The organism is Clostridium sp. KNHs216, from assembly GCF_006714885.1.
Lineage (GTDB): Bacteria > Bacillota > Clostridia > Oscillospirales > Acutalibacteraceae > Caproiciproducens.
This window is the reverse complement of the sequence record NZ_VFMF01000001.1, coordinates 2,583,134-2,609,767: the sequence shown is the minus strand read 5'-3', so window position 1 is coordinate 2,609,767 and position 26,634 is coordinate 2,583,134. Positions and strand designations below refer to the sequence as shown.

Below are 26,634 nucleotides of genomic sequence, written 5' to 3'. Positions count from 1 at the left end.
TTTCAGTGTTTACGGCGCAATCATATCTTTGCAACCAGCATAAACGCGATCAGCAGTCCGTAGATGGTGAGCGCTTCCAAAAGAGCCATTGCCAAAATCATGCTGGTCCGCAGGGTGCCGGCCATTTCCGGCTGGCGGGCCATTGCCTCCAGCGCTTTGGACGCCACGAGACCCTGTCCTATTGCCGGACCCAATGTACTCAGCGAAATGGCCAGGGCCGCTGCGATTGCAATCATGTTTGAATCCATGTTTTTTCCTCCTGACTGTCATCTTTATTTTTCTTTACTACCAATTACTCTTCCCCGGTTGCTTCGCTTACAAAAATTGCGAGCAGCATGGTAAACACCATGGCTTGGATCAGACAGAACAGCAGACTCAGCACCTGCATCACCAGCGGCAGCAAAACAGGGAACATGGCTGCCAACTGCTCTGTCACCTGTTCTTCCCCGAAGAGGTTGCCGTAAAGCCGCAGAGCCAGCGAAAAAGGCCGAACGAGCTGCTCTATAAGAATCAGCGGCAGCAGAAAAGCAACCGGTTTAAGAAACGACTTGAGATATCCACTTAATCCCTGACATCGGATTCCTATGGTATGGGTCGTAAAAAAAGATATCACCGCAAGGCCGCCTGTGACGGACAGGCTGGCTGTGGGAACGGAAAACAGGTGTCCGGCTCCGGGAAACAGCCCTGAATAATTTGATGCGACAATAAACAGGAACAAAGTGGAAAATACGGGAAAGTATCTGCGCATAGGCTGATACCCCATAATGTCCGCAAAAAAGCCCTCCAGCTTTTCCACCGCCATCTCCGCCAAATTTTGCAGCGGTCCCGGCACATCCCTCAGGCTTCTTGTCGCAAGGATGGAAAACAGTACCAGAACCAGCATGATTACCCACGTCGTCACCACGGACTTTGTGACCGCAAGGCCAAGGATCGAGAACAGGACATTTGATTGTTCTTCCAAGCTTCTTATCACCTCCGTTCAGCAAACGAATCAGTTCTGTTTGTGGCACCTTGAAAGATGCAGGATCAATAGTGTGGACACGGCGGAAAGGCCCAGAGACGTACCGATCACGACGGCCGCAAAGGGCCATGGCAGGAGATCGCGCAGAAAAAACACGACCGCAAGGGCAACAGCGTTAATCAGCATCCTGGCAAAACTGACGCCCATGACGGAAATTATTCCATTTTTTCCGCTGCCGTTCCGGCTTCTTTCCATATATGATTTGCTGATACGGTAATTCAGGAAGGCTGCGAGGCTTCCGAAGATCAGGCCGGCCATACCTCCGGCTGCTACCTCTATCATCACGGCATTACAACCCAAATTTCGTGTGAGCTTTTACGCTTTTCCATATTTGCTCTCATGGTTTTGATTTCCCATTCCTTTCATTGCATCCGGTTTCAGCATTTTGAAGTGCTTTCGCCGAGGGTATCCTCTTTTCCCTTTTGCTATCACAAGTTCTTGCCAAGCCCGTCTTTAAAAGTGTATAACGGATTCCCTTGTAAAGAAACCGGACTGTAGTTGTAATTTGTACCGACAGTCGTACCAATCATAAGATTAAGGTCGTATAAGGATTCGCCGTTTAGTCGTCAGGTCCGACGGCCAAGCAGCAGAAATCAGATCTGCCGCCCCGCTCACTGGAAACCTAATAAAAGCAGAGAACGTGCATCCCCTTCGAGGGGGATGCACGTTCTTTATTTTTACGCTGTTATAATCTGCCCGGCACACTGCCGGGCAGCAGCTTTTATCAAGTCACGATTTAATTCTACATAGAAGCAATCCGCTTTTTAAAGTCGGCGTCTCTGATTACCTGTTTCAGCGCGTCGGATACTTCCGTACTCCAATACCCTTTTTTGCATTCCTGACTCAATTTTAAGAATGCTTCGTTTTCATCTCCGCATTCTTCCATAAGTCCCATAAATCGGTTGATTGTCACCATGATTTTCAGATTGAGCGGCATCTGTCTGGCGGTCAATCCGTCCGGATAACCCTCTCCATTCAGCTTTTCATGATGGCTCCGGACATATAAGTCCAGCCAGGCGTGCATATTCAGAGGCGAAATGATTTTTAAGCCCTCCTCAATATGCCCGTCGGGATCGTCGGTGATGATTTTCCCAATATCATGCAGGCAGCTTCCTACGACCAGTTGATTCATATTTTCATCGATGACATATAGAATCCTGCCCACACTTTCACAGTAGTGGCTCAGATTGACAGAATGAAGATAGGCTTTGTAATTCAGGGCCTGAAGAGTGTTGAGAAGGGCTTTTACGACCGCATTCCCGGGCTCCATCACTTCGAGCGTCTTTTTATACCGTACCGCCCATTCCACCCGGTTTTTCAGTTCCTCGTATTTTACAGGCTTTGATAAAAACGCATCCGCCCCCATATTGAAGGCGTGAATCCGGTCCTCCATATCGTTCAGGGCCGTAAGAATAATAATCGGTATCTTATGTGTCTCCTCAAAGGTTCTCAATTTGTTGCAGATAGCAAATCCGTTCATCCCCGGGAGCATAATGTCCAGCAAAATGACGTCGGGTTTAAAATCCACCACACAGTCGAAGACCTCCAGACTGTTGGTGCACACTTTTGTATGATAGCCCCACGTCGTCAATAAGTCGTCTATGATCTCGATGGCAAGTTTATTGTCATCGACAATAAGAACGTTATCCATACCGGTCACTCCTAAATCTTACTAAACAAAAAGCGTACATCAAAGGATATCCGGGTCGTCCGCTTTTCCCCGATTGATATTGATTGGCAAGGTAATAGCAACCTTCGTGCCCTTATTAATCTCACTGACTAAATAAATCGTCCCGCCCTGCATTTCCACAAATTTTTTTGCCAGAGGCAATCCCAGGCCCGTGCCTTCATATTTGCGCTCATAGGAATTGTCGGCCTGTTCAAATTCACTGAAAACACGCTCCTGATCTTCTTTTTTGATGCCGATGCCGTTATCCTCGATCACAATACGGACAGAACTTTCGACCTGTGCGGAAGTAATCCTGATCTGACCTCCCCCGGGAGTGAATTTGATCGCGTTCGAGAGGATGTTGCAAAGCGCCTGTTTGGTTTTTCGGGAATCGATCCGAACAATGAGATCCTCCCCAAGCATGCTGTTCTCAATGGTAATGTTTTTTTTGTACGCTAAGATTTCCACGATCGACAGGCTTTCCCCGATCACCTCCGACAGCGTACAATTCCCGACGGCGAGCGTCATTTTGCCGGCGTCTATTTTGGCGGTGTCCAGAATGCTGTTGATCAGCTGCTGAAGCTGTTCGCTGCTTTCCAGAATATTGTCGGTATATCTTTTTTGCTTATCGTTCAGCGGACCGAAGAGCTCGGCCTTCAGAAGCTCCGAATAACTGATGATGGAGCTGAGCGGCGTGCGCAGCTCGTGGCTCATATTGGCCAGGAACTGGGATTTATACTGTCCGGATCTTTTCAGCCCTTCTATTGCCTCGCGCAGATCCTGCGTCCGCATTTCAACCTTTTTTTCAAGAGTTTCGTTCAGGGCGATCAGTTGCTGAGACAGGAGCTGCTGTTCTTCCCGACCGTTTTCCAGATCTTTTAAATACTCTAAAATATCCGCCTTGTTTTTTCTAAGCGTATCCGCCATCATTTTAAGCGACCTCAGCAATATAATGCTCTCGTCGTTGCTGTCGGTCAGCGTACTGATATCTATCTGCACATCGGTGTTGCCCTGTGAAATCTGATTTGCAAGACCGGTGGCCTTGATGATCGGGCGCGCAATTTTTTCCGCTACATACCGAAGCAGAAACAAAATGATGACCAAAAAGAAAAGAGGGACAAAAAGATTGATCCTCTTCTGGGTATTTGAAATCAGCTTAAACTTCTGTTCGGGTATTCCCACGCCGATCGTTCCAACATCTTCGCCATCGACATTGGTAATCATCCTGTCCAGATAGATATGAACTTCTCCCCCGAAATCCTTTCTCCCGAAATACACATTGTTCGTTCCTTCCAGCGTAGTGACGGAGACGGGCATGGGGCTGCCTGTATAGTTTTCGCTCTCCGGGCTGGTGATATTGGATGCGATCCGTATCCCTTCGGTCGAAAGCGCAAGGTAGGAATTTGGAACGCTGTTGGAATAGGCCATCGGCAAATAGCTGTTGTTATTCAAAACGGCTCCCAGAACAAGATATCCGGAAATTCCGTTTCCTTCGCGGTTGCGAATCGCATGTACGCTTACGGCAGCAAGGCATTTCTTCAGATATTCATGCTGATCGTTGACATACACCCTGAACTTCAGGTAATCGGCAGTTCCCCGGCCGAATAAATCTTCAAGGTCAAACGATTCAACGGAGGTCACTGCATTCTGGCTTTTCTCCGCTTTCTTAAGCAGCTGGTCCAGCCTTTCCGTACCGGCGTTCTGAATAGAGGGCTGGCCTATGATCAGGTTCTTGTCCGCATCATACAGCTCGTAAAAGTCTATATACGAATAAACCTTACAGGTGTTATTCAGGAAGCTGTATATGCTTTCTGAATCTCTGTTTTGCAGTTCTCTGTCAAAACCTGCGGATTCGGTAATATTGGCGGACAGCCTGCCCATTTCCTCCATCCGGCTTGACAGGAGGTTGTTGGCAATAACAAAAGCTTCTTTCAGGTATTCTTCGGCCGACTGATTGATCTGGTTGTCCAATATGGTATTTGATAAAAAGAGGATGATCCCCATTGGGACGATGATGATGACCGAAGAAAAGATCAGCATTTTTTTGTAAATAGACATTTTTTTCATCCAATTCAGCTAATACAATTTTTACAGTAAAGGATCACTTCCAGCCTGTCCTTTAATTTCAGCTTTCTCAATATGTTCGACATATGCGTCTTCACTGTCTTTTCGCTGATGTTGAGTTTCATGGAGATTTCTTTGTTGGACAGCCCGTAATTAATAAGCCTGACGACCTCCAGTTCCCTCATCGTCAGCTTATTTTTCAAAAGCAGCAGATCATTTGCCGGGCTCTTCTCCTGCTGGCCGCCGTTCTCTTTTTCCTCGACATTCTCTATCGGGCTTAAAATATTGACGACACAGTCTATCAGATTGATAATTTCATCCAGCTTTTCCTTTGCAATTTTGGGAATATCCCGCAACATGCTCTGTTCCCTGCCGGGTCCGTCATCCACCGCTATTCCGCCGCCGAGGCATACGGCTACCAATTCCCCGCAATAGAGGACGGGACAGGCAAAATTAACGATCCCCATATAACATGTACTTTTGACGGATTTATGTTTTTCGCAGACATATTTTAAAATACGCTGCCGTTCTCGCATGCAGCTCTCCGTATTCCCCGATTCGATTTTCTCGCAGACCAGCAGCGAATTTGACCAGACAGTAATAGGCTCGCCGTCAAGGGATACAAACCCTAAGCTGATATTAAACAAAGTCGCGCAGCTGTCCTGCAGCAATTGCAGCTTGTTTTTCCCGAAAAGAGAAATCCATTCTCTGCATCTCATTTGAGTTTCGGCTTTCATAGGAGCCTCCCCGATCAATCTGTCAAGGTCATTTTTATTTCAGCTATCATTATATCTTGCAAAAGTGACAAAATCAACTGAGAAACAGCATAAAAATACTATAAATTGACAAAAGTTTGGCGAAACCGGGCATCTTGTGCAATAAGCCAAAAAATCGACGCCGTAATTTTGGCAGCAAATTTCACAATGTGTACACTTTGCACACATTGTTCAAATTATTTATTTTTCAGCATGAGATAATGTGCACTTTTTACTAATCGGGTTGCAAAGCACGTGTTATGATTTGGGTGCATATTTGGAGCCCACAAAGAATATTAAGGAGGATCATAATGGAAAATGAATCAAGGGTTCAGGAAATTCTGAAGAGACGCGGTCTGGATGTCACACCGGTTGATAATTTCACCGAGGCGGATGTCCCCGAACCGACCGAGCGCTTTACGAAGCTGATCAACATTTACTACCTTATGAAGAACACCATCGACATGGAGATTCCGTATTGGTACAACCGCTTTTGGTGGGAAAATGAAGGCGACGTTCCCGTCATCCGTCGGGCGAAGGCCTACAGCGCGGCGCTTTCCCGCCACACGCCCACCATTTGGCCGGGGGAGAAGCTCGTTATGAACAAGACCAAGAACTGGCGCGGCGCTTTCCCGTTCCCCTGGGTAGACGCTTCCTTCTTCAATGCTGCTGCCGAAGCCCTTATGAACGAGGTCGACGCTCCCCCGGAAGCTGCTGCCGATGCTGTTTCCATAGTCGGCGCCGGCGGCGGAAACGTCACCCAGAACTATGGGAACGTTGTCTCCATCGCCAAGAAGTTCGGTATGCGCAAAGAGGAAATCCCCTGCCTGGTGAAAGTTTCCAAGTACTGGGACAACGGCTCTGTCGAGTCCGTCAGCGACCGCTACTCCAAGCTCGTCCCGGAATATAGCAAATGGCAAGCCTACAGAGACAGCGTTCTGATCATGTTCGACTCCTGGGCGATCCCTCAGGGCCGCGAGGTCATCAATTATTATCTGCCTTTGCAGTATGGCTTCGACCGCATCATCGAGCTGTGCGACGAGAAGATCGCTGAAACGCTCGGGGAAGCCGGTGACGACGGCATTCTCGGTATGAGCCGCGGTTACTACTATACAGCCATGAAGGAAATCACCAAGGGCATGTCCCAGTGGGCCGATAACTACGCCAAGCGTGCTTCCTATCTGGCCGGCCTTGAGAGTGATCCCATCCAGAAAAAGGAATATGAAGAGATCGCCGCCGTCATGCACAACGTCGCTCACAAGAAGCCCGCTTCCTTCCGTGAAGCCCTGCAGACGACCTTCCTGTGCCACCTCGGCGTTGTGAACGAAGACCCGCAGTCCGGTCAGTCCATCGGCCGTCTGGGTCAGGTTCTGCAGCCCTTCTACGCGAAGGATCTTGCCGACGGCACCACTACCGAGGAAGAAGTTGTCGAACTGCTTGAGCTGTATCGTATCAAGATCACCTCCATCGAGTGCTTCGCCTCCTCCGGCGTCACCGGCGGTGTTCTGTCCGGAAACACCTTCAACAACCTGTCCGTGGGCGGCCTGGGCTATGACGGCCTGACTGCCGTTACTCCGCTGGAGTATCTGATTGTCGAAGCCGGTATGAGAGCCAGAACCTCGCAGCCCACGCTGTCCGTTCTGTACGATGAGAAAACGCCCGAGGATTTCCTCATGAAGTGCGCCCGCTGCTGCAAGCTCGGCATGGGCTATCCCGCATGGATGAACAATCAGGGCGGCATGAACTATATGCTCCGCCAGTATCACGATGAGGGCATGAACATTTACGACGCCCGCGCGTGGTGCCTCGGCGGCTGCCTTGAGTCCTCCCCCGGCTGCTTCCAGCCGCTGGATTACGACGGAAGGGTTTGGATGATTCCCGGCGGCGCCGCTCCTACAGCCGGCACCGGTATCCACTTCACTGGCCTGCCCAAGCTGCTTGAGCTCGTCCTCACCAACGGTGTTGACAAGCGTACCGGCATCAAGGTGTTCGAACCCCACAACAAAAAGCTTGAAACCTTCGAGGAAGTCTGGGAAGTCTGGATGGCCTGGATGCGCGAGCTTCTCGATGTTTCCAACAAGATCAACAACATCCAGATGGACGTCTGGAGAAAGATCAATCCGCCTGTTATCCAGTCCCTGCTGAAGGCTGACTGCTTCAAGAAGGGCCAGCACATCGGTGACTGCGGTGCCCGCTACAACGGCTCCATCAACTTCGAGTCCTGCGGCACCATCAATTTCGTCAACTCCATGGCCTCTCTGAAAAAGAACGTGTACGACGACAAGAAGTACACCCTCGAAGAGATGACCGATGCCCTGATGAACAATTTCGGCTTCAAGACTGCTTTTGAGACGGGTGTATTCTCTCCCGACCGCCGCGAGGCCACCGAGAATGCTTCCAAGTATGAGCAGATCTTTTATGATTGCGTCAATGCTCCCAAGTACGGCAACGCCGATCCTTACGCCGACAGCATCCTGAAGGATTACGAGGAGCGCATGCTGCCCGAAATGCTCAGACTGCGTTCCTATTACGGCAAGCAGTACTATATGTGCCAGATTTCCGTTTCCACCCACGGCCCGCAGGGCGCTATCACCCTTGCCACTTCCGACGGCCGTCTCGCCGGTACCACTTACGCCGATGGCTCCATGTCCCCCGCTCCCACCACCGACAAGAACGGTATCTACGCCGTGTTTGAGTCCGCCACCTGCTACGACCACGCGATGTGCCAGAACTCCCAGATGAACGTCAAGATTCATCCGACCGCCGTCAAGGGCATTAACGGTACCAAGAAGCTGCTTGACGTCATCCGCGCCTATATGCGCAAGGGCGGATTCCATGTCCAGTTCAACATCACTTCTTCCCAGACGCTCCGCACCGCGCAGCAGAAGCCCGATGATTACCGTGATCTGATGGTCCGCGTCGCCGGCTTCACGCAGTACTGGTGCGAGATCGGCAAGCCGATTCAGGACGAGGTTATCTACAGAACCGAATATGACGCCTGATTCGGGCGGCCGGGTCAGCTCCGAACAGTTTGAACTGCAAGTAAATTAATGGAGGTAAAATTATGAAACATAATGACTGCGCTAATTTTCTGAACCTTGACTGCGAAAAGGGAATGTGCGCCCTCACCAAGGGGATCGTTCCCCTTGACGGCGAAGGCAGCGACGCCTGTCCCCAATTCAGGGAAGGCTTCCATTGCGCCAACTGCAAAAAATTTTCCGAGCCGGATAAATACGGCATCGGCACCTGCTCCGGCTTTGAAAAGGAGAACTGGACCTACGCGCAGAACGGTGCTTTCTGCTGCGAGCATTATCTGCAGAAATAAAAAACAGGAAAGGGAAGCAACTCAATGGATGATCTAACCGGTATGATCTTTGACATTCAGAGTTACTCCGTTCATGATGGTCCGGGCTGCAGGACGAATGTGTTCTTCGTTGGATGCCCGCTGCGGTGCAGATGGTGCGCCAATCCGGAAAGCTGGGGGCGTAAGAAGCATCTTATGTTTTCAGAGCGGTCCTGCAAATGGGATCAGGGCTGCCGGGCGTGTGAAAATGCATGTCCGGCCGGCTCCATCAAATTTGATGAAGCCGGAAAGCCCTCCCTGAACTGGGTCATCTGCAATGAATGTGAAACAATTGAATGTTCTAAATCCTGTGCGGCCAACAGCCTCAAGCAGTGTGTGCGTTTTTTGACCGTTGAAGATCTGATACATATCCTCCTGCGCGATTTTGCCAACTGGGGGTCTGACGGCGGCGTGACGTTCAGCGGCGGTGAGCCGCTTCTGCAGCACGAATATCTGCTCGAAGTGCTCAAACGGTGCCATGAGCTGCAGATGCACACGGCGATAGAGACCTGCGGCTTTGCGAAACAGGAGATCTTTCTCAGCATCATGCGGTACGTTAATTTCGCATTTATCGATGTAAAAAACATGGACGACGAGAAGCACAGGTGGGGAACCGGCGTCAGCAACGAGCCGATCCTCTCCAATATCTCCGCTCTTGCGCAGTCCCGCTGGGAAGGCAGGCTGGTGCTCCGTCAGCCCACGATTCACGGCTACAACGACAGCACGGAAAATGCACTGAAGGTCATCGATTTCATGAACGAGAATAATCTCTATGAGATCAATCTTCTCAAATTCCATCGCATGGGAGGCACGAAGTGGGAACAGCTCGGCACGCCTTATGAATATGCCGACCACGGCGATATGACCGATGAGCGTATGAAAGAGCTGCAGGAGCTCTATCTGCAAAACGATATTGCATGCTATATCGGTGAAGACACCCCGTTTTAGCCCGTTAAAGACAGACCCGATCCTGTATCTGCCGGTGCGGGCATGACTCATAGCGTGCCCGTACCCAAAAGAAAACAGCGAAATAAAACGCAAAACAACTTTAAAATCCGTTTGATTCCTTTTGCGTCTTAGAGACGCAAATTCTCCTTATATTGCAAAGTAAAAATAAAAACGTTGTTAAATTGGAGGAAAAATCAATGGCACCTATCTCCGAGAAGCAAGCCAAAACTTATGGTCTTATGACCGTTATTTCCGCCTGGCTGGCCGTTTTCTGTCTGTTTGGTTACCGTTCCAGCTTTTCGATTATGCAGAAAATGATTATCGCCGACACCGGCTGGACCACCATCCAGGTTTCTCTTGGCTACTGCTTAATGATGACCGTTTACGCCATCACAGCTTTCTTCAGCGGGTCCCTTGTCGACAAGAAGGGCTGCAGACCGACCTACGCCATCGGCGCCGTCTGCTGTTTTCTCGGCTTCTTCCTGACTTCTCTCGTCAACGTAGCCACACCGGCCGGATTCTACATTTACCTGTTTACTTACGGTCTGTTTGCCGGTGTCGGCACCGGGATGCTGTGGGTCTCCTCCACTGTTTCCTGCAGAAAATGGTATGTCGGCGCCCGTTACGGCACCATGTGGGGCCTTGCTTTCATGGGCGCTCCTATGGCGCAGCTTCTGCTCACACTGGTTCTGAAGAGCGTTCTCGTCAGCATGGGCTGGCGCGCAGGCATGAAGATCCTGTCCGTTATTATGGCTGTTTTCCTCATCGTCGCCTCTGTGATCGCCAAACAGACCCCAGACAAATATGGCGTAGAGGCCTTTGGTCTGGAATCTGTCAAGGACAAGGGCCCTGCACCCGCCAGGAAGAAAGTCTGGACGGTTGGCGAGGCGTTTAAGACCTACGCCATCTGGGCAACCATTCTCTGCTTTCTGACCGCTATGGCCGGCGAATTCCTTGTATGGTCCCAGGTCGTCAGCTTTTTCCAGACGGACATGGGCATGAACCTCGACCAGGCTTCCAACATCTATCTGATTATCGGCATTGCCGGTATTTTCGCTATGCCATTGACCGGCAAGCTGTCTGACAACCTTGTCAAGTCCTTCGGCAACGAACGGAAGGCCCGCAAACTCATGCTCGTCGTCGGACCGGCCTGCGGCGCTGCCGGCGTTGCCCTGCTTCTCACAAAGAACCTGACTATGTGCTTGATCTCTATGGTTCTCCTCGCCATCTACTGGGGCATTGAACCCGGCGGATGCGCAGGTTACGCCGGTTCCATTTTCGGCGGCGCGACTCTCGGACGCATCTGGGGTCTGGCGACTCTGGTCGTCATGGGGATCGGTCCCTCCTTTGGAACCTTTATGGGCGCGTGGTTCAAGGATCATTTCGGCTCCTATATCCCCGCTCTGATCTTCTGCCTGGTCGCTTACCTCATCTCCATGTTCCTGGCATTCACCATGCCGCTTAAGATCAAGGGCGAAGAAGTCTCCGACGAGGGGAAAACCATTGCATAACATAATAGGGGTAACCATGAAAGAAGCTATAGAAAATATCGTTCAGAAGGAATATGCGATGCTCGATAAGGTGAACAACACCGGAGGCAGGGCATGGTGTCAGGATCATTTTGACGCTTTCAGGCTGATGCGCGCAAGCCAGTTTCTAATCTGGCCGGATCAGATTCTGGGAAGTTATCTTGACGACTTGAAGGATGCGGAAAGAACCGGTCGAAATCTGCTCTTTGAGAAGTACGCATGGATGATGATGTTTGCGCTCCCGGAGGAATTTGAAAAGGTAGAACATGTCCTTCCCATATTCCCGGTGGATAAAATTTGCCGGATGGAGGAAACCATAGCGGTTCAGGCCGCGTGGGCCAAGGAATTTGCAAACCGTTATCCCTTCATCGGCGGGCAGGGACGCCCGGTATACTCCTCGCAGGACACCCCGGACGATATTTCGGTGGAAACCTATATGCGCGGGGAACTGTCCACCTATTCGGACAAAACAGAGGTACTCTACCATGATTTTGTTCTTTGCTGCAAAGCGGAGGGACGTAATCTGACCACAGAGGCCAGACGTAACCAGCTGCGCTTTCAGGGCTGGGAATCCCTTGAGCAAGCCGAAAGGCAATACGCGGCACGGAAAACAAAAAAATAAGAAAGAGGATAGGCCGCGCAAAGGAACTGGTTTGAAAAAATCAGGCGAAGCCATCCGGTGGCTGAAAAGGCTGTTGTACCGTAAAGGGAGACAGCAGCCTTTAGGCCTACTTACACGCGGTGACGGCTCACCACAAACGGTCATTACGGGGATGTTTCCCCTTTTTAATCAATATCCGGACTACTGCCTATAACCACGATTTTCTAAGACTTCAGTCGCATATTTGGGCCTGTTGTAAGTACAAATTACAACTACGGCCTAATTTTTTTTGAAAGGAATCGGTTGTATCCTTTGTGATGGAAGATTTAAAAAATCAGGTGTCTTTTGTGTTTGCGATAGCTATTTAATCGGGACGGCCCCAGGAGCGTCTTCCCGTGAATAGACAGAGCAGGTGAAAGGACATTGACCGTCAACACGTACCGGGCCAGACTGGCTCAAAGGCGAAGTAGGGGTAGGGATATGAAACTTGAGGATACGACAATTTATCCGTTCATTAAAAGTTATCCCGAGCTGTGTAAACTATATAAATTCAGTCGGAATAAGTACATCACCCGTGTAGTCTGGAATGACGAAGATGTCTGGTATTTGGTCAGTGGCAGCGTGAAAGTGGAAGCGACTGCCCAGAATGGGAAAAAGCTGCTGGTAGATATCGTCTGCGAAGACAATTATGTCGGACATTTAAGTAATTTCTACGGTCAGAACTTTTATTGCGACTGTGTTGCCATGCTTTCCAGCACCCTGATCCGAATTCCCGCGGAAATGTTCCGCGGCCTGCTGAACACACAGGAGTTCAGCCGCCACTTCTACATGAAGACCAGCGCCCGCTTATACGACATGTATAAAAAAGAGTTGATGAGAGGTCTGTTCACGCAGCGCCAGCAATTCGCATTTTATGTCATTGACAAGACAAAGGACGGCATCTGCCGGATTCACAGCATCTATTATATCTGCGAATATCTGAAAATCAGCCGGCGAAACCTGTACAACCTGCTGGCCCGCTTCGAAGAGGATGGCATCATGGAACGCTTAGAGACAGGTGATATCCAAGTGCTTGATATGGAAGCGCTGTTCGAAATCGCAAAGCCTGTCGTTGACTTCTGCCACAACAAAATCTGATGATTTCCCGGAGGCTATTGAAATGACAAAATATACGGTGGAGCAGACAGACCACAATAATGTCCGTTTCCGTTTTATCGTTCCGTCCGCAGAATTTGACACAAGGCTGGAAACCGCATACCGGGTAAATAAGGACAAGTACGAAATGCCCGGAGTACGAAAAGGCAAGGCGGAACGAAAAATGGCGGAGGCTTATTTGGGCAGGGCAGTCTTTACCAAGCCAGTTGTCGACAAAATTGTTTCGGAGGCTTACTGCAAGGCTGCTTCCGAATATCCGGAGGAAATCTATTACTCCCCCGTGATAACCATAGAACAAAACGAACCGGGCAGGGATTTTATGTTTTCCGCACGGGTCAGAATCCGCCCCGAGGCCAAGCTGTGCGATTACCGATCCGTTCTCCTGACGGAGGGAGACCGAAAAAAGGCCGACGAAGCCGTTCGCGATATTCCGGAGAGCGAGCAGGGTCCCACACGCCGGTATTTACTGCAGTCCGCCCTGATTAACCGTATTGCTGACCAAAGTACTATTGAAATCCCGGAAACCATGATTTTAGAGCGGGCAGTAAATATGGCACGGGAATTTGAACGGCGTTTGGAAACGGATCAGAAATCACTGAAGGAGTATTATCAAGAATGCGGCTCCGATGAGAAAACAATGCTTGCGGAATTTGCCGCAGACGCAAAAAAACAACTGCGCTCCCGGCTGACGCTGCTGGCCATTGCCCGGTCGGAGGGGCTGGAAGCAACCGGCGAGGAATATGATGCAGAAATCCGGAGGCTGAGCGCCATGTACCTGATGACGACGGAACAGCTCAAAAAGTTTTTTGCAAACCGGGAAGGCTCAAAGCTTAAAGAGGATATCGCAGTTTCCAAAGCTGCCGAATTCATCAGCCAAACGGTTCAGCGGCAAAGTCAAAACAGTGATACGTAGCAGTGTCAAAACATGAAAAGGTATCTTTTTCATTGTTAGGTATCGCCAGTCAAAAAAATGAGAGCTGGCTGCAATTGTCCGTCAGCAGCAGTTCCTTTGTGCTGGAGGTCAGTCTGTGGCCCCGCAGCTGATCCTTATATATAAGCATAAAAATTCGATATGGCTTGCGGCTGTTTTTGACGTTTAGCGAGCTATTCCGGAAAGCAGTCTGTAATAGTGGGGCAGCGGCTTTACTCTTCGATATGGTTGCAACCAAAGTATAAGTCGGAATGGAAATCCTTATGACAACGCTGTGATGGAATCTTCTTGTCGGACATTAAAAAGGGGCTTGTTCAGGATGCTGATTATAGCAATCCTGAACAAGCCCCCTTGGATATCTTTAAATACATTGAAACCTACTACAATACTAAACGGATTCATTCCGCATTGGACTGACTAAGTCCTATTTTAACAAGGTCTCTGCATCGATATATTTGATGTTAAGACTCTCCGCAACCGCCTTATTGGTAAGAATTTTTATACTCATGTCATTACCTCCTATTATCTATAATTCTACGGACATTGAAAGAAAAATCCTCCACTCGTAAGATAGAACTACGATTGAAGGTTTTCATATATCCGGAAAAAAGGAATGCCAAGATACAATAAAAAATGAAAGAAACGGACATCGAAGGTTATCAATCTGAGACAAGTTGGTCCTGATTTCCATGTATCCCTGAACAGTGATGTTCCGATAATGTCTGGCGTGTTAACAACCGAAAATATTGAGCAGGCAATTGAAAGGGCGGGCACCAAGTCCGGCAACAAAGGCTTTGACTGTGCAGTTGGTGCGATTGAAACGGTAAATCTTTCGAGATATGCAACTTTTATCCTTGTCGCTCCCACATGGCTTTTCGGAATTCCAGGGGCAATATGCCCTTGGCACTACGGAACAGCTCGGCGAAATGCCCTGCGGCGGTATAGCCCACCGCTTTTGCCACCTCTCCAACCGGCAGGTCGGTATAGGCCAACAGATGCTCCGCCTGGTCAATGCGCACCCGCTGGATGTAGTCGGCCACAGTGCAGTCAAAGTAAATTTTGAAACAGCGTTTGAGCTTGGTTGTACCCATACAGGCGATCTTTGCCAGCATCTCTATGGAGAGAGAATCGGCATAATGGTCGCCGATGTAAGCTGAGAGACTCTGGAGCATAACCTGATCCGACTCTGCAACAGGCACTTTCCTGCGTTCATTTAGCTTCCGGTGCCGTTCGAAGACCAGAGAGAGCGCCTCTGCTGCCTTGGCATCATAATAAAGTGTAGCGGGCAGGCCCCGCCCCTGATATCGCCACAGTTCCCGCAGCAGCCGGGACATTTCAGGAAAGTCAGCTGTCTCGTCCAGGCTCCGAAAGGCGTCGGCAGGACTCTGGTAGAGATCGCCGAACTGTTCCTTTAAATAGGCCTCATAATAGGCCGGGCGGTATTCGATGCCGATGGAGCGGATAGGCACGCCCCGGTGAATGAGGGCGCGATAGGGATGATATCCCCCGAGAAAGCTCTTGACCATATGGCAGTTCAGCTTCCGGTAGGGCTGAAGCTCCTCCCCGGAGATAGATTCATACCAGGTCACACTCAGGCATTCCGGGATAGACATGTTCGTCACCGTGTCCTCCCGAAACCAGAAGTCGTGGATTTTGATGTTATAGCGGTCTCCCGCTTCGTAAACCCAGTAGTATCCGCCGCCGCCATCGCCTGTCAACTGCCAGCATTCACCCTCTGCAGGAAAACCCTCCGGCACGGGACAGGGCTTGAAGTGCATTGCTTCAAACAACTTCCGGTAGTAACTGCTTTTCGTTTCTTTCATGGACGCCTCCTGTTCCAATCGGACGTTTCTTTACCACAAAAAGACCGACTCTGTTAAAAGACATTGTACCAGAAAACCGACCGATATACAATACAGTCAGGCCAAATGAAAGGAGGGATTTCCCATGAAATCCGATAAAAAGGGCCTTGCGCTGCTGCTGGAATGGGCAGGAAAAGATCGGCGGTATCTCTATGCCTCAATTGTTCTGGCTCTGCTGTCCAGTCTCAGTACCATCGTCCCCTATTTTGCATTTTATAAAATCATCGACGCCGTGGTGCTGGGAACCTGCGACCTTGCCTTCGCCTTAAAATGGGCGGTCATCGTACTCATCGCCACGGCTGTAAGAGTGTGCTGCAACCTGGCGGCCACCCTCGCCTCCCACAGGGGCGCCTACAGCACCCTGTTCCGGGTGCGCTGCATGGTGACCGAACATATGGCAAAGATGCCGCTGGGCGCCTTGAATGAACGCAGCACCGGGGAGATCAAGTACGTGATGAACGAGAGCATCGAAAAGCTGGAGTTGTTTTTGGCCCATAACCTGCCGGAGCTGGTGCTCTATCTCTCCGGGCCCATCGTTATGTTTCTCTATCTGCTCACGGTAAACGCGGCACTGGCCCTGCTCAGTATTGTGCCGATCTTCCTTGTAGCCGCAGTGATGGCCCTTATGTTTCAGCGCTTCGGCAAGTTCATGCCCGAGGTCAACGCGAGCAGCGGCAATCTGTCCAGCTCCATCCATGAGTATGTGAACGGCATGCGCCTCATCAAGGCCTATCACATGGGCGCGCAATCCTTCAAAAAGTATTCCTCCGCCATCGAGGCGCAGCACAGGATGTGGGGCGCCATTTCCAAAGCCACCGGGCCCCTTTACGCCGCCTATGTGGTGTTGCTGGAATGCGGTATTTTATTTCTTGTTCCTCTAGGCGGGTATTTCTTCGTCCACGGCTCCATCAGCGCCGGCGTGCTGCTGCTCTTCGCCTTTGTGGGAACGCAGTATCTCACCGATATCCGTCCGTTACAGGAGCTGGGGTCCAATTTGTCCTACGTGCTCAATGGAGTCAATCAGGTAAAGGAAATCCTGGAAACCCCAGTGTTCGGCGGCGGCCAGTCCTTTCCAAAACGGCACGATATCGAGCTTCGGAACGTATCCTTTTCCTATACAGAGGGCGAACCGGTACTGGAGCATGTGGATCTGCACATTGCCCACGGTGAACGGGTCGCCTTCGTGGGGGTGTCCGGCGCAGGCAAAAGCACGCTGGTGCAGCTCATTTCCCGGTTCTACGATGTATCGGAGGGCAGCATCGCCATCGGAGGCATGGATGTAAAGGATATCGACTACGAGCAGCTTTTGCAGAACATCTCGGTGGTGTTCCAGAGCAGCTTCCTTACCCGGGGCAGCGTGTTTGAAAACATCGCCATGGGCAACCGTGCCGTCACGCTGGAGGAGGTTCGTACCGCGGCACGAGAGGCTCAGATCGACGGGTTCATCATGTCTCTGCCAGACGGATATGAAACCAAAGTGGGCAGCTACGGCACCCGCTTCTCCGGGGGACAGAAGCAGCGTATCTGCATCGCCCGGGCCATTCTCAAAAATGCTCCTATCCTCATTCTGGATGAGGCAACCAGTGCCGCCGACCCGGAAAACCAGGTGGAGATTGACCGGGCTATTGAAAATCTTTGCCAGGGGAAAACCGTCATTATCGTGGCTCACCGGCTGGGCATTGTCCAGGGCTGCGACCGCATCGCGGTGGTGGAAAAACGCGGCATCAGCCGGATCGGAAGCTTTGACGATATGCAGGAGAACAATCCCTATTTCGCGGGGGCCTGGCGGGACTACAACGCCGCCCGGAGCATCCGCTACAGCTTGAAGGGAGGAAAAGAAGAATGAACCGTAATGTTTTTAAAATGGGAGGAAAACTGAAGGCCTCTATTGCGGGCGTTGTGATCGAGGGTTTGCTCGGCGGCTGCAATTTTCTGGTGCTGTTTCAGGTGCTGCACCTGATCTTCGACCAAAGCATCGGCTTTGACGATATATTGCGGGCCACCGGCATGCTGGTGCTGCTCTTTGCGCTTCGTCTCATCCTCTATATGACGGCTTATACCGGCAGCCAGACCGGCGGCGCGGATGCAAGCCGGAATATCCGCATTGCCATTGGAGATAAGCTTAAGCGCATCCCACTGGGCCTGTTCACCAAAAACCGTACCGGCTTTTACATCAACGCTGCTACCAGTGAGGTCGGGGATTACGAGCAGATATTGACACACAAGGCTGCGGACATCACTAAATACTGCATCCTGCTGTTTATGGTGGGCCTCTATGCCTGCACCCTGTACCTGCCTATCGGACTCATCGTCCTGACATCGACACTGCTGATTATCCCGGCCATGGCGATGTCCATCCGGCAGGTACATATCTACGGCACCCGAAAAAACCAGGCTCGGGAGGAAAATGTCAGCGCTATTACCGAGTATCTCACCGGCAGCCAGACACTGCGCTCCTATGCGCTGGTGGGTGCCAAAAACGAGTCGGTAACCGCGGCTATGCGGGAATATTCCAATGTCAGTTACGAATATGAAAAGGCAATTCTACCAATCGGATTCGGTTTTGTCTTCTGCAGCTATGTGGCGTTGGCGGCGGCCATCATACTGTCGGTGCAGGGTTGGCTTTCCGGGACGCTGGAGCCGGCCGCCGTGATTTTACTGATTATGCTGCCCATCTTTGTGGCGAAGCTGAACCTGACTCTGTTTATTGACCTGACAGCCTACCGCAATTTGCTTATCTCCAAAAGGAAGATCAGCGGCATCCTTGCGGAAGAGGAGGAACCGGCCGAAGATGCTTCCTTCTCCCCCAAGAACACCGAGATTCGGTTTAAGGACGTGGACTTCTCCTATGTGGAGGGAGAGCCGGTACTGCGCGGGGCCAGCTTTACCATTCCCGCGCGCAGCCTTACCGCCATCGTGGGCGACTCCGGAGCGGGCAAATCCACCATACTCAACCTGATCTCCAAGTATTACGCGCCCCAGCGCGGGAGCGTCACCATCGGCGGCTGCAGCATTGCAAACGCTCCGTCCGAGCAGGTACTGTCGTATATCAGCCTGGTGGATCAGGATGTATTTCTCTTCAACGATACGGTCCGCAATAACATTCGCTATGCCCGGCCGGGCGCCACTGATGCGGACATTGAGGCAGTCTGCCGTCTCGCCAACTGTGACGGTTTTATTCAAGCGATGGAACAGGGCTACGACACCGGGATCGGTGAAAACGGCAACCGGCTCTCGGGCGGCGAGCGCCAGCGGCTCAGCGTGGCGCGGGCCATTCTCAAGGACAGCCCCATCATTTTGCTGGATGAGGCCACCGCCTCTCTGGACATTGAAAACGAACTGCTGGTGAAGCAGGCTGTAACAAATCTGCTGGGTGCCGATAAAACCGTGGTGATGATCGCCCACACCCTGCCTATTGTGAAGCACGCGGACAAGATCCTGGTAGTGGACGGCGGCCGCGTGACGGAGACCGGCACCCATGATGAACTGATTGCCGCCGGCGGGAAGTATGCGGCCATGTGGGCGGCGTCTCAGACATTGAGATAGAACGGCGTGTTCCAAACGGACGCTTTTTTATCACATTTGGACGAACCCCTTCCGCCCCAATTGCGAAACCGCATCATATTTTGTATGATGGGTTTCTGGTTAGCATTGTCTAACCAAATATCTATTGCCTCTTTCCTACAGCAATTCCATTTCAGTTTGCGAGACAAAACACGTTCTTTCCCCCGCCTTCGGCGGGGGAAAGAACGCAACCTTGTTGCAAAATCGACTGGAAATGCTGTAGTTACAGGACGGGGCAATGGCAAGAGGAGGTTTCTACATGGTAAATCAAAAAGTTTCCAATCAAAAGGGACTGACGGTCAAAGACCTGGTGACTACCGGTATTTTTGCAGCGCTCATTTGGGTGACGATGCTGATCGGCGGTCTGCCCTTTGCGCCGAATCCACTGCTGACATTTTATATGCCTTTGGGCGGCGCGCTGCTGGGTGGTCCTGTCTTTCTGCTGCTGGCGGCCAAGGTGCCCAAGCGAGGCCCCATTTCCATCGTCGGCATTTTGGCCGGTCTGATTTTTTTTGCCACCGGTATGCACTGGGCCATGAATCTGGGATATGTTCTGGGCGGTCTTCTGGGCGATCTGATTGCCGGAATTAAAAAGTACCGCAGCGTGAAGCTCAACATCGTGGCGTATATCTGCCTGTGTCTGGGAGCTACCGGCTCCTACATAGCGTTTTTTGCCGATCCCACTGCCTGGAACAGCCTGATGCTCAACGGGGGCACGGCCCAAAGCTATCTGGACGCCATGAACAGCGCGGCGCAGGGATGGATGCTGCCGGTGATCCTGCTGGGTACCGTTGTGGTCGGCGCTTTCAGCGGCTTCGTGGGCAGCAAACTGCTGAAGAAGCAGTTTGAAAAGGCTGGCATTACCGCATGAGCGGTAGAATAAAAGCGGGACTGTGGTTTGATCCGAGGACAAAACTCCTTTTGCTGCTTTTGACTGCACTGGGCGCCACTATGGCGCCCAGTCTTATGTATGAGCTGGGTCTGGTGGTGCTGGTGGCCTTGATGGCGCTGGTGTGCGGTGAGTGGAGGAAGGCCGCCCTCGGCCTTCCGGCTTACCTGCTTTTTTATCTGCTGACCCTTGCCGTCATGCAAACAGACAGTTCGTCACTTCAAACCACGCTGATGGCTTTTCTGGGCCTCTTCCATAAGGTCTATCCCTGTGGTTTTTTGGCAGGGATTATGATCTCCACAACAAAAGTCAGCGAGTTCCTCTCTGCCATGAGCCGTATCCACGCGCCGAAAAAGTTGGTGATCCCCTTCGCCGTAATGCTGCGCTATATGCCCGCCATCCGGGAGGACTGGCATTTTATCAAGGATGCCATGCAGCTGCGGGATGTGTCCCCCAACCTTGCGGGACTTCTGACCCACCCGGCCAGGACGGTAGAGTGCGTATATGTTCCCCTGATGATGGCGGCTTCCAAGGCAGCGGACGAGCTCTCCATCGCCTCGGTCACCCGGGGCATTGAAAATCCCCACCCCCGCACCTGCCTGGTGCAAATCCGTTTTCGGGCGGCGGATGTCCTCGCCGTTGTATGCTTCGCCGCGTATCTTGCGGCAGGACTGTTTTGGAAGGAGGCGTTTTTATGATCGAATGGAAGGACGTTTCCTTCACCTACCCCGGCCAGAAATCCGATGGGTTGCAGCAGGTAAACCTCAGGATTTCCGCGGGCGAGTGCGTGCTTTTCTGCGGTCGCAGCGGCTGCGGGAAAACCACCATGCTGAGGCTGGTCAACGGCCTGATTCCGAGCTTCTTTCCCGGCGAGGGAGACGGCGCGGCGTATTTGGAAGGGCAGGACTGCTCGGAAATCCCAATGTACCGTCTGGCGGAACGTGTTGGATCGGTATTCCAGAATCCGCGAACGCAGTTTTTCAACGTAGATACCGACAGTGAGATCGCCTTCGGCATGGAAAACCAGGCACTGCCGCCGACGGAATTGGCGCGGCGGGTGGAACAGACCGCCCGAGAACTGAACCTTGAGGCGCTGCGAGGCAGAAGCATCTTTGCCCTTTCCGGCGGGGAGAAGCAGAAAATCGCTTTTGCCTCCGTCTATGCCATGAACCCGGACATCTATTTGCTGGATGAACCCTCCTCCAATCTGGATATGGACTCCATTCGCGCGCTCAAGGAGTACTTAAAGCTCATCAAGGCCCAGGGAAAAACCATCCTGATTGCGGAACATCGGCTTTACTACCTCATGGAGCTGGTGGACAAAATCGTCTATCTGGAGCGGGGACGAATCAAAGAAATCTATACGCCAAAAGAACTGGCCGCGCTTTCACAGGGGCAACGGGCTTCCATGGGCCTGCGCGCCGTGAATCTGCAGCAGCTTCGTCCGCAAAAACGTGCAAAAAGCGCACAGGTACCGATTCTGGCGCTGAAAAATGTAAGGCTATGCTACCAGAAAAAGGCGGTACTGGAAAACATCTGTCTGCAGGCCGCCCGCGGTGAAATCATCGCCGTGGTAGGGCACAACGGCACCGGCAAGACCACCTTCTCCCGGGCTCTCTGCGGCCTGCACAAGGGCTGCGAGGGAGATTTTCTTTGGGGCGGGAAGCCCCTCAACGCCAAGACTCGCCGAAAACGGTCTTATCTCGTTATGCAGGATGTGGGATACCAATTGTTTGCGGAAAGTGTGGAAAAGGAGTGTGTGTTCGGGATCAAGAACCCGAATGCGGCGCTGGCGGACAGGACACTGGAGGATCTGGGGCTCTCTTCTTTCCGGGAAAAGCACCCCAACACCCTGTCCGGCGGACAGAAGCAGCGGCTGGCTGTGGCGGTGAGTATGGTGTGCGGCAAGGACATTCTGGTGTTCGACGAGCCGACCAGCGGCCTCGATCACGACAGCATGACCCAAGTGGCAGCCCTGATGGAGCGGTTGGCGGAGCAGGGCGGCATCCTGTTTGTGGTGACCCACGATTATGAGCTGGTTTGCCGGGTCTGTACCCGGGTTGTCCATTTTGATGAAGGCGAAATGCCGGACGATCTGTCCGTTACAGTGGAGAACGAGAGGAAAATACGAGAACTGTTTCATCTTCAACCGTAATTATGGCGTCGGTTCTTGGGACACCAGCGATTCTCCATCATATCGGTGAGATCCGCAAGGCTTTGGTGGAGTTGAGCGGACGGGACCGCATTGAAACAGTTTGGGGCATTGGGTATAGAAACAGATTAGGAAGGATCGGCGCTGTTGCCGATCCTTCCTATTTTATCGTCTCCTGTCGGACACTTTCCTTATAGTCGATTTACAAAAATCCGATCTTTGACTCATGATATTTAGGGCAGCACCGCGTAACAAAAAGGACCTGCGGGAAGGACAAACGGAGTACGATTTTCCAAATACAGAATTGTGCCCGAGGCTGCGGATGCCCTTTGCCTTTTCACCTGTTGTGGATACCATCCCGGTCCGTAAGCGCGGCGGAAATGGCATCCGCCGTCGGCGGGCACCCTTTCACCAGCTTTGACGCACCGTCGCAGCAGCGGCCGATGCCTAATCCCTCAAATTTCTTTCCTCTCCAGCCCTGACCGATGGCGATGGGAATGCCGTGATCTCCGCCGCAAGCATACAGCGCGCGCACCAAGGCCGCGTAGCATGCTGAACAGGCCGAATCCTGCCGAACGCCAGCCGTGAGCTGCGCCACTTTTCCGCTCGGCTTCGGGTATCCGCCGCCCTGCGTAGGGTCGTTCAAACGGATCATATCTTCCTCGCGGAGCTCTGCTGTACCGGCTCCCCACTGTTCGGCAAGCTTAATATAAGGGACGTCGGAAAGAGAAAGCCCCATCAGTCGGCAGCCGTAGGCGTCCATCTGAACCGGGTCCTCCCCCAGATACATGCGTCCGGTGAAAACGGGATTTCCCCCTTCTTCAAAGTCCAGATCGCCGCAGATGCTGTCCACAATCGTCAGGGACGGCCGCAAAACGCTCGCAAGAGCGGCAATCGGTTTCATAAGCCCCTCTGCATGGAAACGCCGCTTCTCCCGATCGGGAAGACAGCCCTTACAGTTTTTCAGGGCACAGGTCATGACCGTCTGACAGTGGCCCTTCAGAACGGGCAGATTGATCAGATACCCCGCGTCCAGGGCGCGGTTACAGATTTCCATCGGCCGAAACGGGGTATCCACGGTCCGCGCCTGATCACGCTTGAGGTCGTAAAAGGGAACGCCGTATTTACGGCTGATCTCTTCATACCCGGCAGCCCGGCAAGCCCGGTCGGTCCTGTCCCCGACCCAGGAACCTTCAATAATGCTGATCTTCCGGATGCCGTGATCCTTCAGATATTCGATTGCCCCGGACAGGACGCCCGCATGGGTGGTGGCCCCTGATTCAGCGGGCTTTGCCACCACCAGATTGGGTTTGAGAGCTACCTCAGCGCCCGAAGGAATTTTCTTAACGACTTCGGCAGCCTCCATAAGGGCCTTCGTCATGGAAAATGCATCGCTGCCAAAGATCTCATAGATTTTACCCATGAAATGATCATTTCCTTTCTAAACTGTTTTGGGGACACATAGAAATATGATTCACAGGCTCTTGCCTCTTTTTAGACCTCATGGCGATGGAGATGCCTGCCGTGACCAGCGCCGCCATGAAAAGCGGAATCATGCCGTCGAAATATCCCGCTCGGTCTCCAAGATTGTAGTACAGCACATAGCAGACGAGGCTGATCAGCGTGGCGACTCCGATCACAACGGCGAAGACGACCAACGACTCACGAATCGCCAAACCTTGTCGCCCCTTTGTTTTTCAGAGCTATCTGCTCCGGAACACCCGATTTTATTCCTATTTTACCATCCCTTTACGCATAAGAAAAGACAAAGTACCTTTTTCAGATACTTTGTCTTCAGACCAAACGGAAGCCAAATGGTTCGTTTTTCGTGAATATGCGCCGTTGGTTTCTTCTTGCCCTGGCATTTTGGCATTATTTAATGGCACCCTAGGCCAGATCAATCAGGCCTCCGGGCAGGTTTCAAGCGGCGCCAGTCAAATTTCCGATAGTTCCCAGGCGTTGGCGCAGGGTGCAACCGAACGGGCTAGCTCGGTGGAAGAGCTTGCCGCATCAATCCCAGAAATATCCGCTCAGGTTCGGCAAAATGCGGCACACGCCACCAATGCAGTGTGGAGCTTTCCGGACAGGCCCTGACAATGAAGGAATTGGTTGGAAAATTTAAATTGAACAAAAGGGTCCTCTAATGAAGACGCGGAGCATGGCAGACAGCCATGCTCCGCTAATACAGGTTGTTTCTTCTTGATTAGATTACTCCGGATCATCCAGCGTACGGATTACCTTCAGCATCTTGATGATTCTATGAGCTCTCTTGTTCATGAATTCCTGAATGTCGATATCATCATAATCATAACAGCCTTTTTTTGTCTTAATGCCCAAGCGGCCTTCTTTGATCAGCTCTTCTCCAAGACGGTCGCCATCGGTATCATTGCACAGGGTTTTAAAAACGTCCCGCGAAACACTGGTGGTCAAATCCCATCCCACCACATCGTGGAGGGACAGCGGCCCCTCAAAGGAATATCTGGTTCCACTGGTGTAACGAATCGCGCGCTCCACGTCCGCAGCGGTTGTCCATCCCTGCGTGATCATGTAAGCGATTTCTCTGGAAAGCACATTGTCAAGCCGGTTTACGATGAAGCCCGGAATGTATTTTTTTATGACGGCGGGCTCCTTTCCCACGGAGGTCAGCACGTCGCAAACCGTTTTTACATTTTCAGAAGATGTTTTCGGCCCCATAACGACTTCCACCAACGGCATAACATACGGTGGATTGAAGAAATGTGTAATCATCAGACGCTCCGGGTGGCTGATCTGTGCGATTTCAAAAATGTTAGACGCTGAGGTATTGCTGCAAAAAATGCAGTCCGGCGCACAAAGTTTATCCAGCTTATCGAAAATCTCTCTCTTAATATCGACATTTTCAAATACACCTTCAATGACCAGGTTCACTTTCGGGGCTATTTTTTCGAGATCTTCCTCATAAAAAACGAACTTCTCGGTATTCCGAATTTCTTCAGGCGAAACGATGCCCTCTTCAGCATAATACGCCATGTCTGCCTGAATGGTCTGCTTTGCCTTTTGCAGCTGCTCCGGGAAAGCGTCATAAAGAGTGATGTCGATTTCCTTCGCGGCAAACACCTCGGCAATTCCGCGTCCCATGGTTCCTGCGCCAACCATCAGAATATTCCACTTGTTCAATGCAATCCCACCCTTTAAAAAATATTGACGGGAACAAATTCCCGCTGTTAATACTACTGATTCATCATAATGCGTCCGACGGTACCGCCCGTTACTTCGAGAACGGCCCCGCTTACATAGGACGACTGATCGGTTGCCAGAAATTCCACCGCATTCGCGCAATCCGTTGTCGTGCCAAAACGTCCCATTGCAATATTGCGGGTGAACTTATCTTCCCCAACGCTCTTATAGCCCGCAACCAGCCGCGCGGTCGAAATGAATCCGGGCGCGACCACGTTGCAGGTGATATTGTAAGGACCAAGCTCCTGAGCAAGCAGTTTGGTATACTGGATAATAGCGGCCTTTGATGAAGCATAGTGCGCATAGCTCCCATCACTGTTGGCTGTAAGTCCGCCCACGGAGGCTACGGTAACAATTTTACCGTACTTGTTCTTTTTCATCATCGGGGCAACGGCATTGCAGGAATAAACGGTTCCAAAGAAGTTCCTTGCGACCACGGCATGAAACTGCTCCCAGTTTAGCTGGGATGCCTTGTTTCCGTCCATAGGGCCCATTCCGCCGCCGGCATTACATACAAGGATGGAGATATCGCCCATCTTCCCGGCTATTTCTTCAACCGCCGCAAAGACCTGCTCCCTGTCGCTGATATCCGCTGTTGCACCTTCGGATTTTACGCCCAGTGCACGGATTTCGTCCATAACGGTATCCGCTGTCAGCAAATCCTCCTCCGCCTTGTACTCCTGAAAGCTCTTCAAATTGATGTCGATAATACCGACATCCGCTCCCAAAGAAGCAAGCCGCAGTGCATATTCCCTGCCGAGTCCCCTGGCCGCGCCTGTTACTATTGCATTTTTCCCCGTTAAAATACCCATTTGATGTTCTCCTTTCATTGAATACAGATCCTATGTCCTGCCGGGAAAATCAAAATGGCCTGTCTGATCGTTGGATTTTGCACCGGACTTCGCGAAATGTCATTATTTGGCCTGGCACAGAAT

At 51.6% G+C, this 26,634-nt stretch carries 23 protein-coding genes and 2 pseudogenes; 14 read left to right on the top strand and 11 right to left on the bottom strand.

Annotation, left to right across the window (positions count from 1 at the left end; genetic code table 11):
• Window positions 1–20: 20 nt before the first annotated feature.
• From atpE to LY85_RS12600, 6 genes are all read right to left on the bottom strand, one after another.
• Window positions 21–248, bottom strand: a complete 228-nt coding sequence (gene atpE / locus LY85_RS12625) for an ATP synthase F0 subunit C (RefSeq protein ID WP_141826930.1) — start codon at window positions 246–248, stop codon at window positions 21–23.
• 44 nt (window positions 249–292) lie between these two features.
• Window positions 293–961: a F0F1 ATP synthase subunit A gene (gene atpB / locus LY85_RS12620; RefSeq protein WP_141826929.1), complete on the bottom strand. Its 669-nt coding sequence runs from the start codon at window positions 959–961 to the stop codon at window positions 293–295.
• 30 nt (window positions 962–991) lie between these two features.
• Complete coding sequence (locus LY85_RS12615) at window positions 992–1,303, bottom strand: hypothetical protein (protein ID WP_141826928.1); 312 nt, start codon at window positions 1,301–1,303, stop codon at window positions 992–994.
• 460 nt (window positions 1,304–1,763) lie between these two features.
• Complete coding sequence (locus LY85_RS12610) at window positions 1,764–2,672, bottom strand: response regulator (protein WP_141826927.1); 909 nt, start codon at window positions 2,670–2,672, stop codon at window positions 1,764–1,766.
• Between the two features lie 39 nt (window positions 2,673–2,711).
• Window positions 2,712–4,748 (bottom strand): ATP-binding protein, encoded by a 2,037-nt coding sequence (locus LY85_RS12605; protein WP_141826926.1) that lies wholly within the window; start codon window positions 4,746–4,748, stop codon window positions 2,712–2,714.
• 14 nt (window positions 4,749–4,762) lie between these two features.
• The gene (locus LY85_RS12600; protein ID WP_243122547.1) at window positions 4,763–5,491 is read right to left on the bottom strand and encodes a LuxR C-terminal-related transcriptional regulator; all 729 of its coding nucleotides are present in this window, start codon (window positions 5,489–5,491) and stop codon (window positions 4,763–4,765) included.
• 329 nt (window positions 5,492–5,820) lie between these two features.
• Between LY85_RS12600 and hpdB the strand changes: the two genes are divergently transcribed.
• From hpdB to LY85_RS12555, 9 genes and pseudogenes are all read left to right on the top strand, one after another.
• Window positions 5,821–8,511: a 4-hydroxyphenylacetate decarboxylase large subunit gene (hpdB, locus tag LY85_RS12595; RefSeq protein WP_185741209.1), complete on the top strand. Its 2,691-nt coding sequence runs from the start codon at window positions 5,821–5,823 to the stop codon at window positions 8,509–8,511.
• Between the two features lie 62 nt (window positions 8,512–8,573).
• A complete protein-coding gene (gene hpdC, locus LY85_RS12590) occupies window positions 8,574–8,834 on the top strand; it encodes a 4-hydroxyphenylacetate decarboxylase small subunit (protein WP_141826925.1) in 261 nt (86 codons plus the stop codon).
• Window positions 8,835–8,858: 24 nt separating this feature from the next.
• Window positions 8,859–9,800, top strand: coding sequence for a 4-hydroxyphenylacetate decarboxylase activase (gene hpdA, locus LY85_RS12585; RefSeq protein WP_141826924.1), 942 nt, complete (start codon window positions 8,859–8,861; stop codon window positions 9,798–9,800).
• Between the two features lie 197 nt (window positions 9,801–9,997).
• Window positions 9,998–11,311: an MFS transporter gene (locus LY85_RS12580; RefSeq protein ID WP_141826923.1), complete on the top strand. Its 1,314-nt coding sequence runs from the start codon at window positions 9,998–10,000 to the stop codon at window positions 11,309–11,311.
• A 16-nt stretch (window positions 11,312–11,327) separates the two neighbouring features.
• Window positions 11,328–11,951, top strand: a complete 624-nt coding sequence (locus LY85_RS12575) for a DUF4125 family protein (protein ID WP_141826922.1) — start codon at window positions 11,328–11,330, stop codon at window positions 11,949–11,951.
• 459 nt (window positions 11,952–12,410) lie between these two features.
• Window positions 12,411–13,067 carry a Crp/Fnr family transcriptional regulator gene (locus tag LY85_RS12570; RefSeq protein ID WP_141826921.1) on the top strand — a complete coding sequence of 219 codons (657 nt, stop codon included), beginning with the start codon at window positions 12,411–12,413 and terminating at the stop codon, window positions 13,065–13,067.
• Between the two features lie 22 nt (window positions 13,068–13,089).
• Window positions 13,090–13,998, top strand: coding sequence for a trigger factor (locus LY85_RS12565; protein ID WP_141826920.1), 909 nt, complete (start codon window positions 13,090–13,092; stop codon window positions 13,996–13,998).
• A gap of 256 nt (window positions 13,999–14,254) precedes the next feature.
• Window positions 14,255–14,433 (top strand): annotated as a pseudogene (locus LY85_RS12560) (integrase core domain-containing protein); the annotation flags it as partial.
• A 274-nt stretch (window positions 14,434–14,707) separates the two neighbouring features.
• Window positions 14,708–14,854: pseudogene (locus LY85_RS12555) on the top strand (6,7-dimethyl-8-ribityllumazine synthase); the annotation flags it as partial.
• A 10-nt stretch (window positions 14,855–14,864) separates the two neighbouring features.
• On the opposite strand, the gene LY85_RS12550 reads toward LY85_RS12555, so the two are convergent.
• Window positions 14,865–15,839: an AraC family transcriptional regulator gene (locus LY85_RS12550; protein WP_141826919.1), complete on the bottom strand. Its 975-nt coding sequence runs from the start codon at window positions 15,837–15,839 to the stop codon at window positions 14,865–14,867.
• Between the two features lie 124 nt (window positions 15,840–15,963).
• On the opposite strand from LY85_RS12550, the gene LY85_RS12545 reads away from it, so the two are divergent.
• The 5 genes from LY85_RS12545 (at window position 15,964) to LY85_RS12525 (ending at window position 22,486) form a co-directional block, all read left to right on the top strand.
• Complete coding sequence (locus LY85_RS12545; RefSeq protein WP_141826918.1) at window positions 15,964–17,724, top strand: ABC transporter ATP-binding protein; 1,761 nt, start codon at window positions 15,964–15,966, stop codon at window positions 17,722–17,724.
• Entirely contained in the window at window positions 17,721–19,424 is a 1,704-nt protein-coding gene (locus LY85_RS12540) for an ABC transporter ATP-binding protein (RefSeq protein ID WP_141826917.1), read from the top strand. The genes LY85_RS12545 and LY85_RS12540 overlap by 4 nt, the downstream gene beginning before the upstream one ends.
• A gap of 277 nt (window positions 19,425–19,701) precedes the next feature.
• Complete coding sequence (locus LY85_RS12535) at window positions 19,702–20,313, top strand: MptD family putative ECF transporter S component (RefSeq protein ID WP_141826916.1); 612 nt, start codon at window positions 19,702–19,704, stop codon at window positions 20,311–20,313.
• Window positions 20,310–21,029 carry an energy-coupling factor transporter transmembrane component T gene (locus LY85_RS12530; RefSeq protein ID WP_141826915.1) on the top strand — a complete coding sequence of 240 codons (720 nt, stop codon included), beginning with the start codon at window positions 20,310–20,312 and terminating at the stop codon, window positions 21,027–21,029. Before LY85_RS12535 ends, LY85_RS12530 begins: the two co-directional genes overlap by 4 nt.
• The gene (locus LY85_RS12525; RefSeq protein WP_141826914.1) at window positions 21,026–22,486 is read left to right on the top strand and encodes an energy-coupling factor ABC transporter ATP-binding protein; all 1,461 of its coding nucleotides are present in this window, start codon (window positions 21,026–21,028) and stop codon (window positions 22,484–22,486) included. The genes LY85_RS12530 and LY85_RS12525 overlap by 4 nt, the downstream gene beginning before the upstream one ends.
• A gap of 334 nt (window positions 22,487–22,820) precedes the next feature.
• On the opposite strand, the gene LY85_RS12520 is transcribed toward LY85_RS12525, so the two are convergent.
• The 4 genes from LY85_RS12520 to LY85_RS12505 all read right to left on the bottom strand — a co-directional run bounded on the left by LY85_RS12520 (window position 22,821) and on the right by LY85_RS12505 (window position 26,511).
• A complete protein-coding gene (locus tag LY85_RS12520) occupies window positions 22,821–23,906 on the bottom strand; it encodes a DUF362 domain-containing protein (protein ID WP_141826913.1) in 1,086 nt (361 codons plus the stop codon).
• Window positions 23,907–23,913: 7 nt separating this feature from the next.
• On the bottom strand, window positions 23,914–24,159 hold the full coding sequence (locus LY85_RS12515) for a hypothetical protein (RefSeq protein ID WP_141826912.1): 246 nt from the start codon (window positions 24,157–24,159) through the stop codon (window positions 23,914–23,916).
• A 532-nt stretch (window positions 24,160–24,691) separates the two neighbouring features.
• Window positions 24,692–25,639, bottom strand: coding sequence for a 3-hydroxyacyl-CoA dehydrogenase family protein (locus tag LY85_RS12510; RefSeq protein ID WP_243122546.1), 948 nt, complete (start codon window positions 25,637–25,639; stop codon window positions 24,692–24,694).
• A 53-nt stretch (window positions 25,640–25,692) separates the two neighbouring features.
• Entirely contained in the window at window positions 25,693–26,511 is an 819-nt protein-coding gene (locus LY85_RS12505; protein ID WP_141826911.1) for an SDR family NAD(P)-dependent oxidoreductase, read from the bottom strand.
• Between the last annotated feature and the right edge of the window lie 123 nt (window positions 26,512–26,634).

Excerpts from the sequence above, each read along its gene's own strand:
- LY85_RS12520 (WP_141826913.1), bottom strand. The coding sequence starts at position 23,906 with ATGGGTAAAATCTATGAGATCTTTGGCAGCGATGCATTTTCCATGACG.
- atpE (WP_141826930.1), bottom strand. The coding sequence starts at position 248 with ATGGATTCAAACATGATTGCAATCGCAGCGGCCCTGGCCATTTCGCTG.
- LY85_RS12525 (WP_141826914.1), top strand. The coding sequence starts at position 21,026 with ATGATCGAATGGAAGGACGTTTCCTTCACCTACCCCGGCCAGAAATCC.
- LY85_RS12540 (WP_141826917.1), top strand. The coding sequence starts at position 17,721 with ATGAACCGTAATGTTTTTAAAATGGGAGGAAAACTGAAGGCCTCTATT.
- LY85_RS12605 (WP_141826926.1), bottom strand. The coding sequence starts at position 4,748 with ATGTCTATTTACAAAAAAATGCTGATCTTTTCTTCGGTCATCATCATC.
- LY85_RS12575 (WP_141826922.1), top strand. The coding sequence starts at position 11,328 with ATGAAAGAAGCTATAGAAAATATCGTTCAGAAGGAATATGCGATGCTC.
- LY85_RS12580 (WP_141826923.1), top strand. The coding sequence starts at position 9,998 with ATGGCACCTATCTCCGAGAAGCAAGCCAAAACTTATGGTCTTATGACC.
- LY85_RS12550 (WP_141826919.1), bottom strand. The coding sequence starts at position 15,839 with ATGAAAGAAACGAAAAGCAGTTACTACCGGAAGTTGTTTGAAGCAATG.
- LY85_RS12610 (WP_141826927.1), bottom strand. The coding sequence starts at position 2,672 with ATGGATAACGTTCTTATTGTCGATGACAATAAACTTGCCATCGAGATC.
- LY85_RS12570 (WP_141826921.1), top strand. The coding sequence starts at position 12,411 with ATGAAACTTGAGGATACGACAATTTATCCGTTCATTAAAAGTTATCCC.
- LY85_RS12530 (WP_141826915.1), top strand. The coding sequence starts at position 20,310 with ATGAGCGGTAGAATAAAAGCGGGACTGTGGTTTGATCCGAGGACAAAA.
- LY85_RS12600 (WP_243122547.1), bottom strand. The coding sequence starts at position 5,491 with ATGAAAGCCGAAACTCAAATGAGATGCAGAGAATGGATTTCTCTTTTC.
- hpdC (WP_141826925.1), top strand. The coding sequence starts at position 8,574 with ATGAAACATAATGACTGCGCTAATTTTCTGAACCTTGACTGCGAAAAG.
- LY85_RS12615 (WP_141826928.1), bottom strand. The coding sequence starts at position 1,303 with ATGATAGAGGTAGCAGCCGGAGGTATGGCCGGCCTGATCTTCGGAAGC.
- LY85_RS12505 (WP_141826911.1), bottom strand. The coding sequence starts at position 26,511 with ATGGGTATTTTAACGGGGAAAAATGCAATAGTAACAGGCGCGGCCAGG.
- LY85_RS12545 (WP_141826918.1), top strand. The coding sequence starts at position 15,964 with ATGAAATCCGATAAAAAGGGCCTTGCGCTGCTGCTGGAATGGGCAGGA.
- hpdB (WP_185741209.1), top strand. The coding sequence starts at position 5,821 with ATGGAAAATGAATCAAGGGTTCAGGAAATTCTGAAGAGACGCGGTCTG.
- LY85_RS12565 (WP_141826920.1), top strand. The coding sequence starts at position 13,090 with ATGACAAAATATACGGTGGAGCAGACAGACCACAATAATGTCCGTTTC.
- LY85_RS12535 (WP_141826916.1), top strand. The coding sequence starts at position 19,702 with ATGGTAAATCAAAAAGTTTCCAATCAAAAGGGACTGACGGTCAAAGAC.
- hpdA (WP_141826924.1), top strand. The coding sequence starts at position 8,859 with ATGGATGATCTAACCGGTATGATCTTTGACATTCAGAGTTACTCCGTT.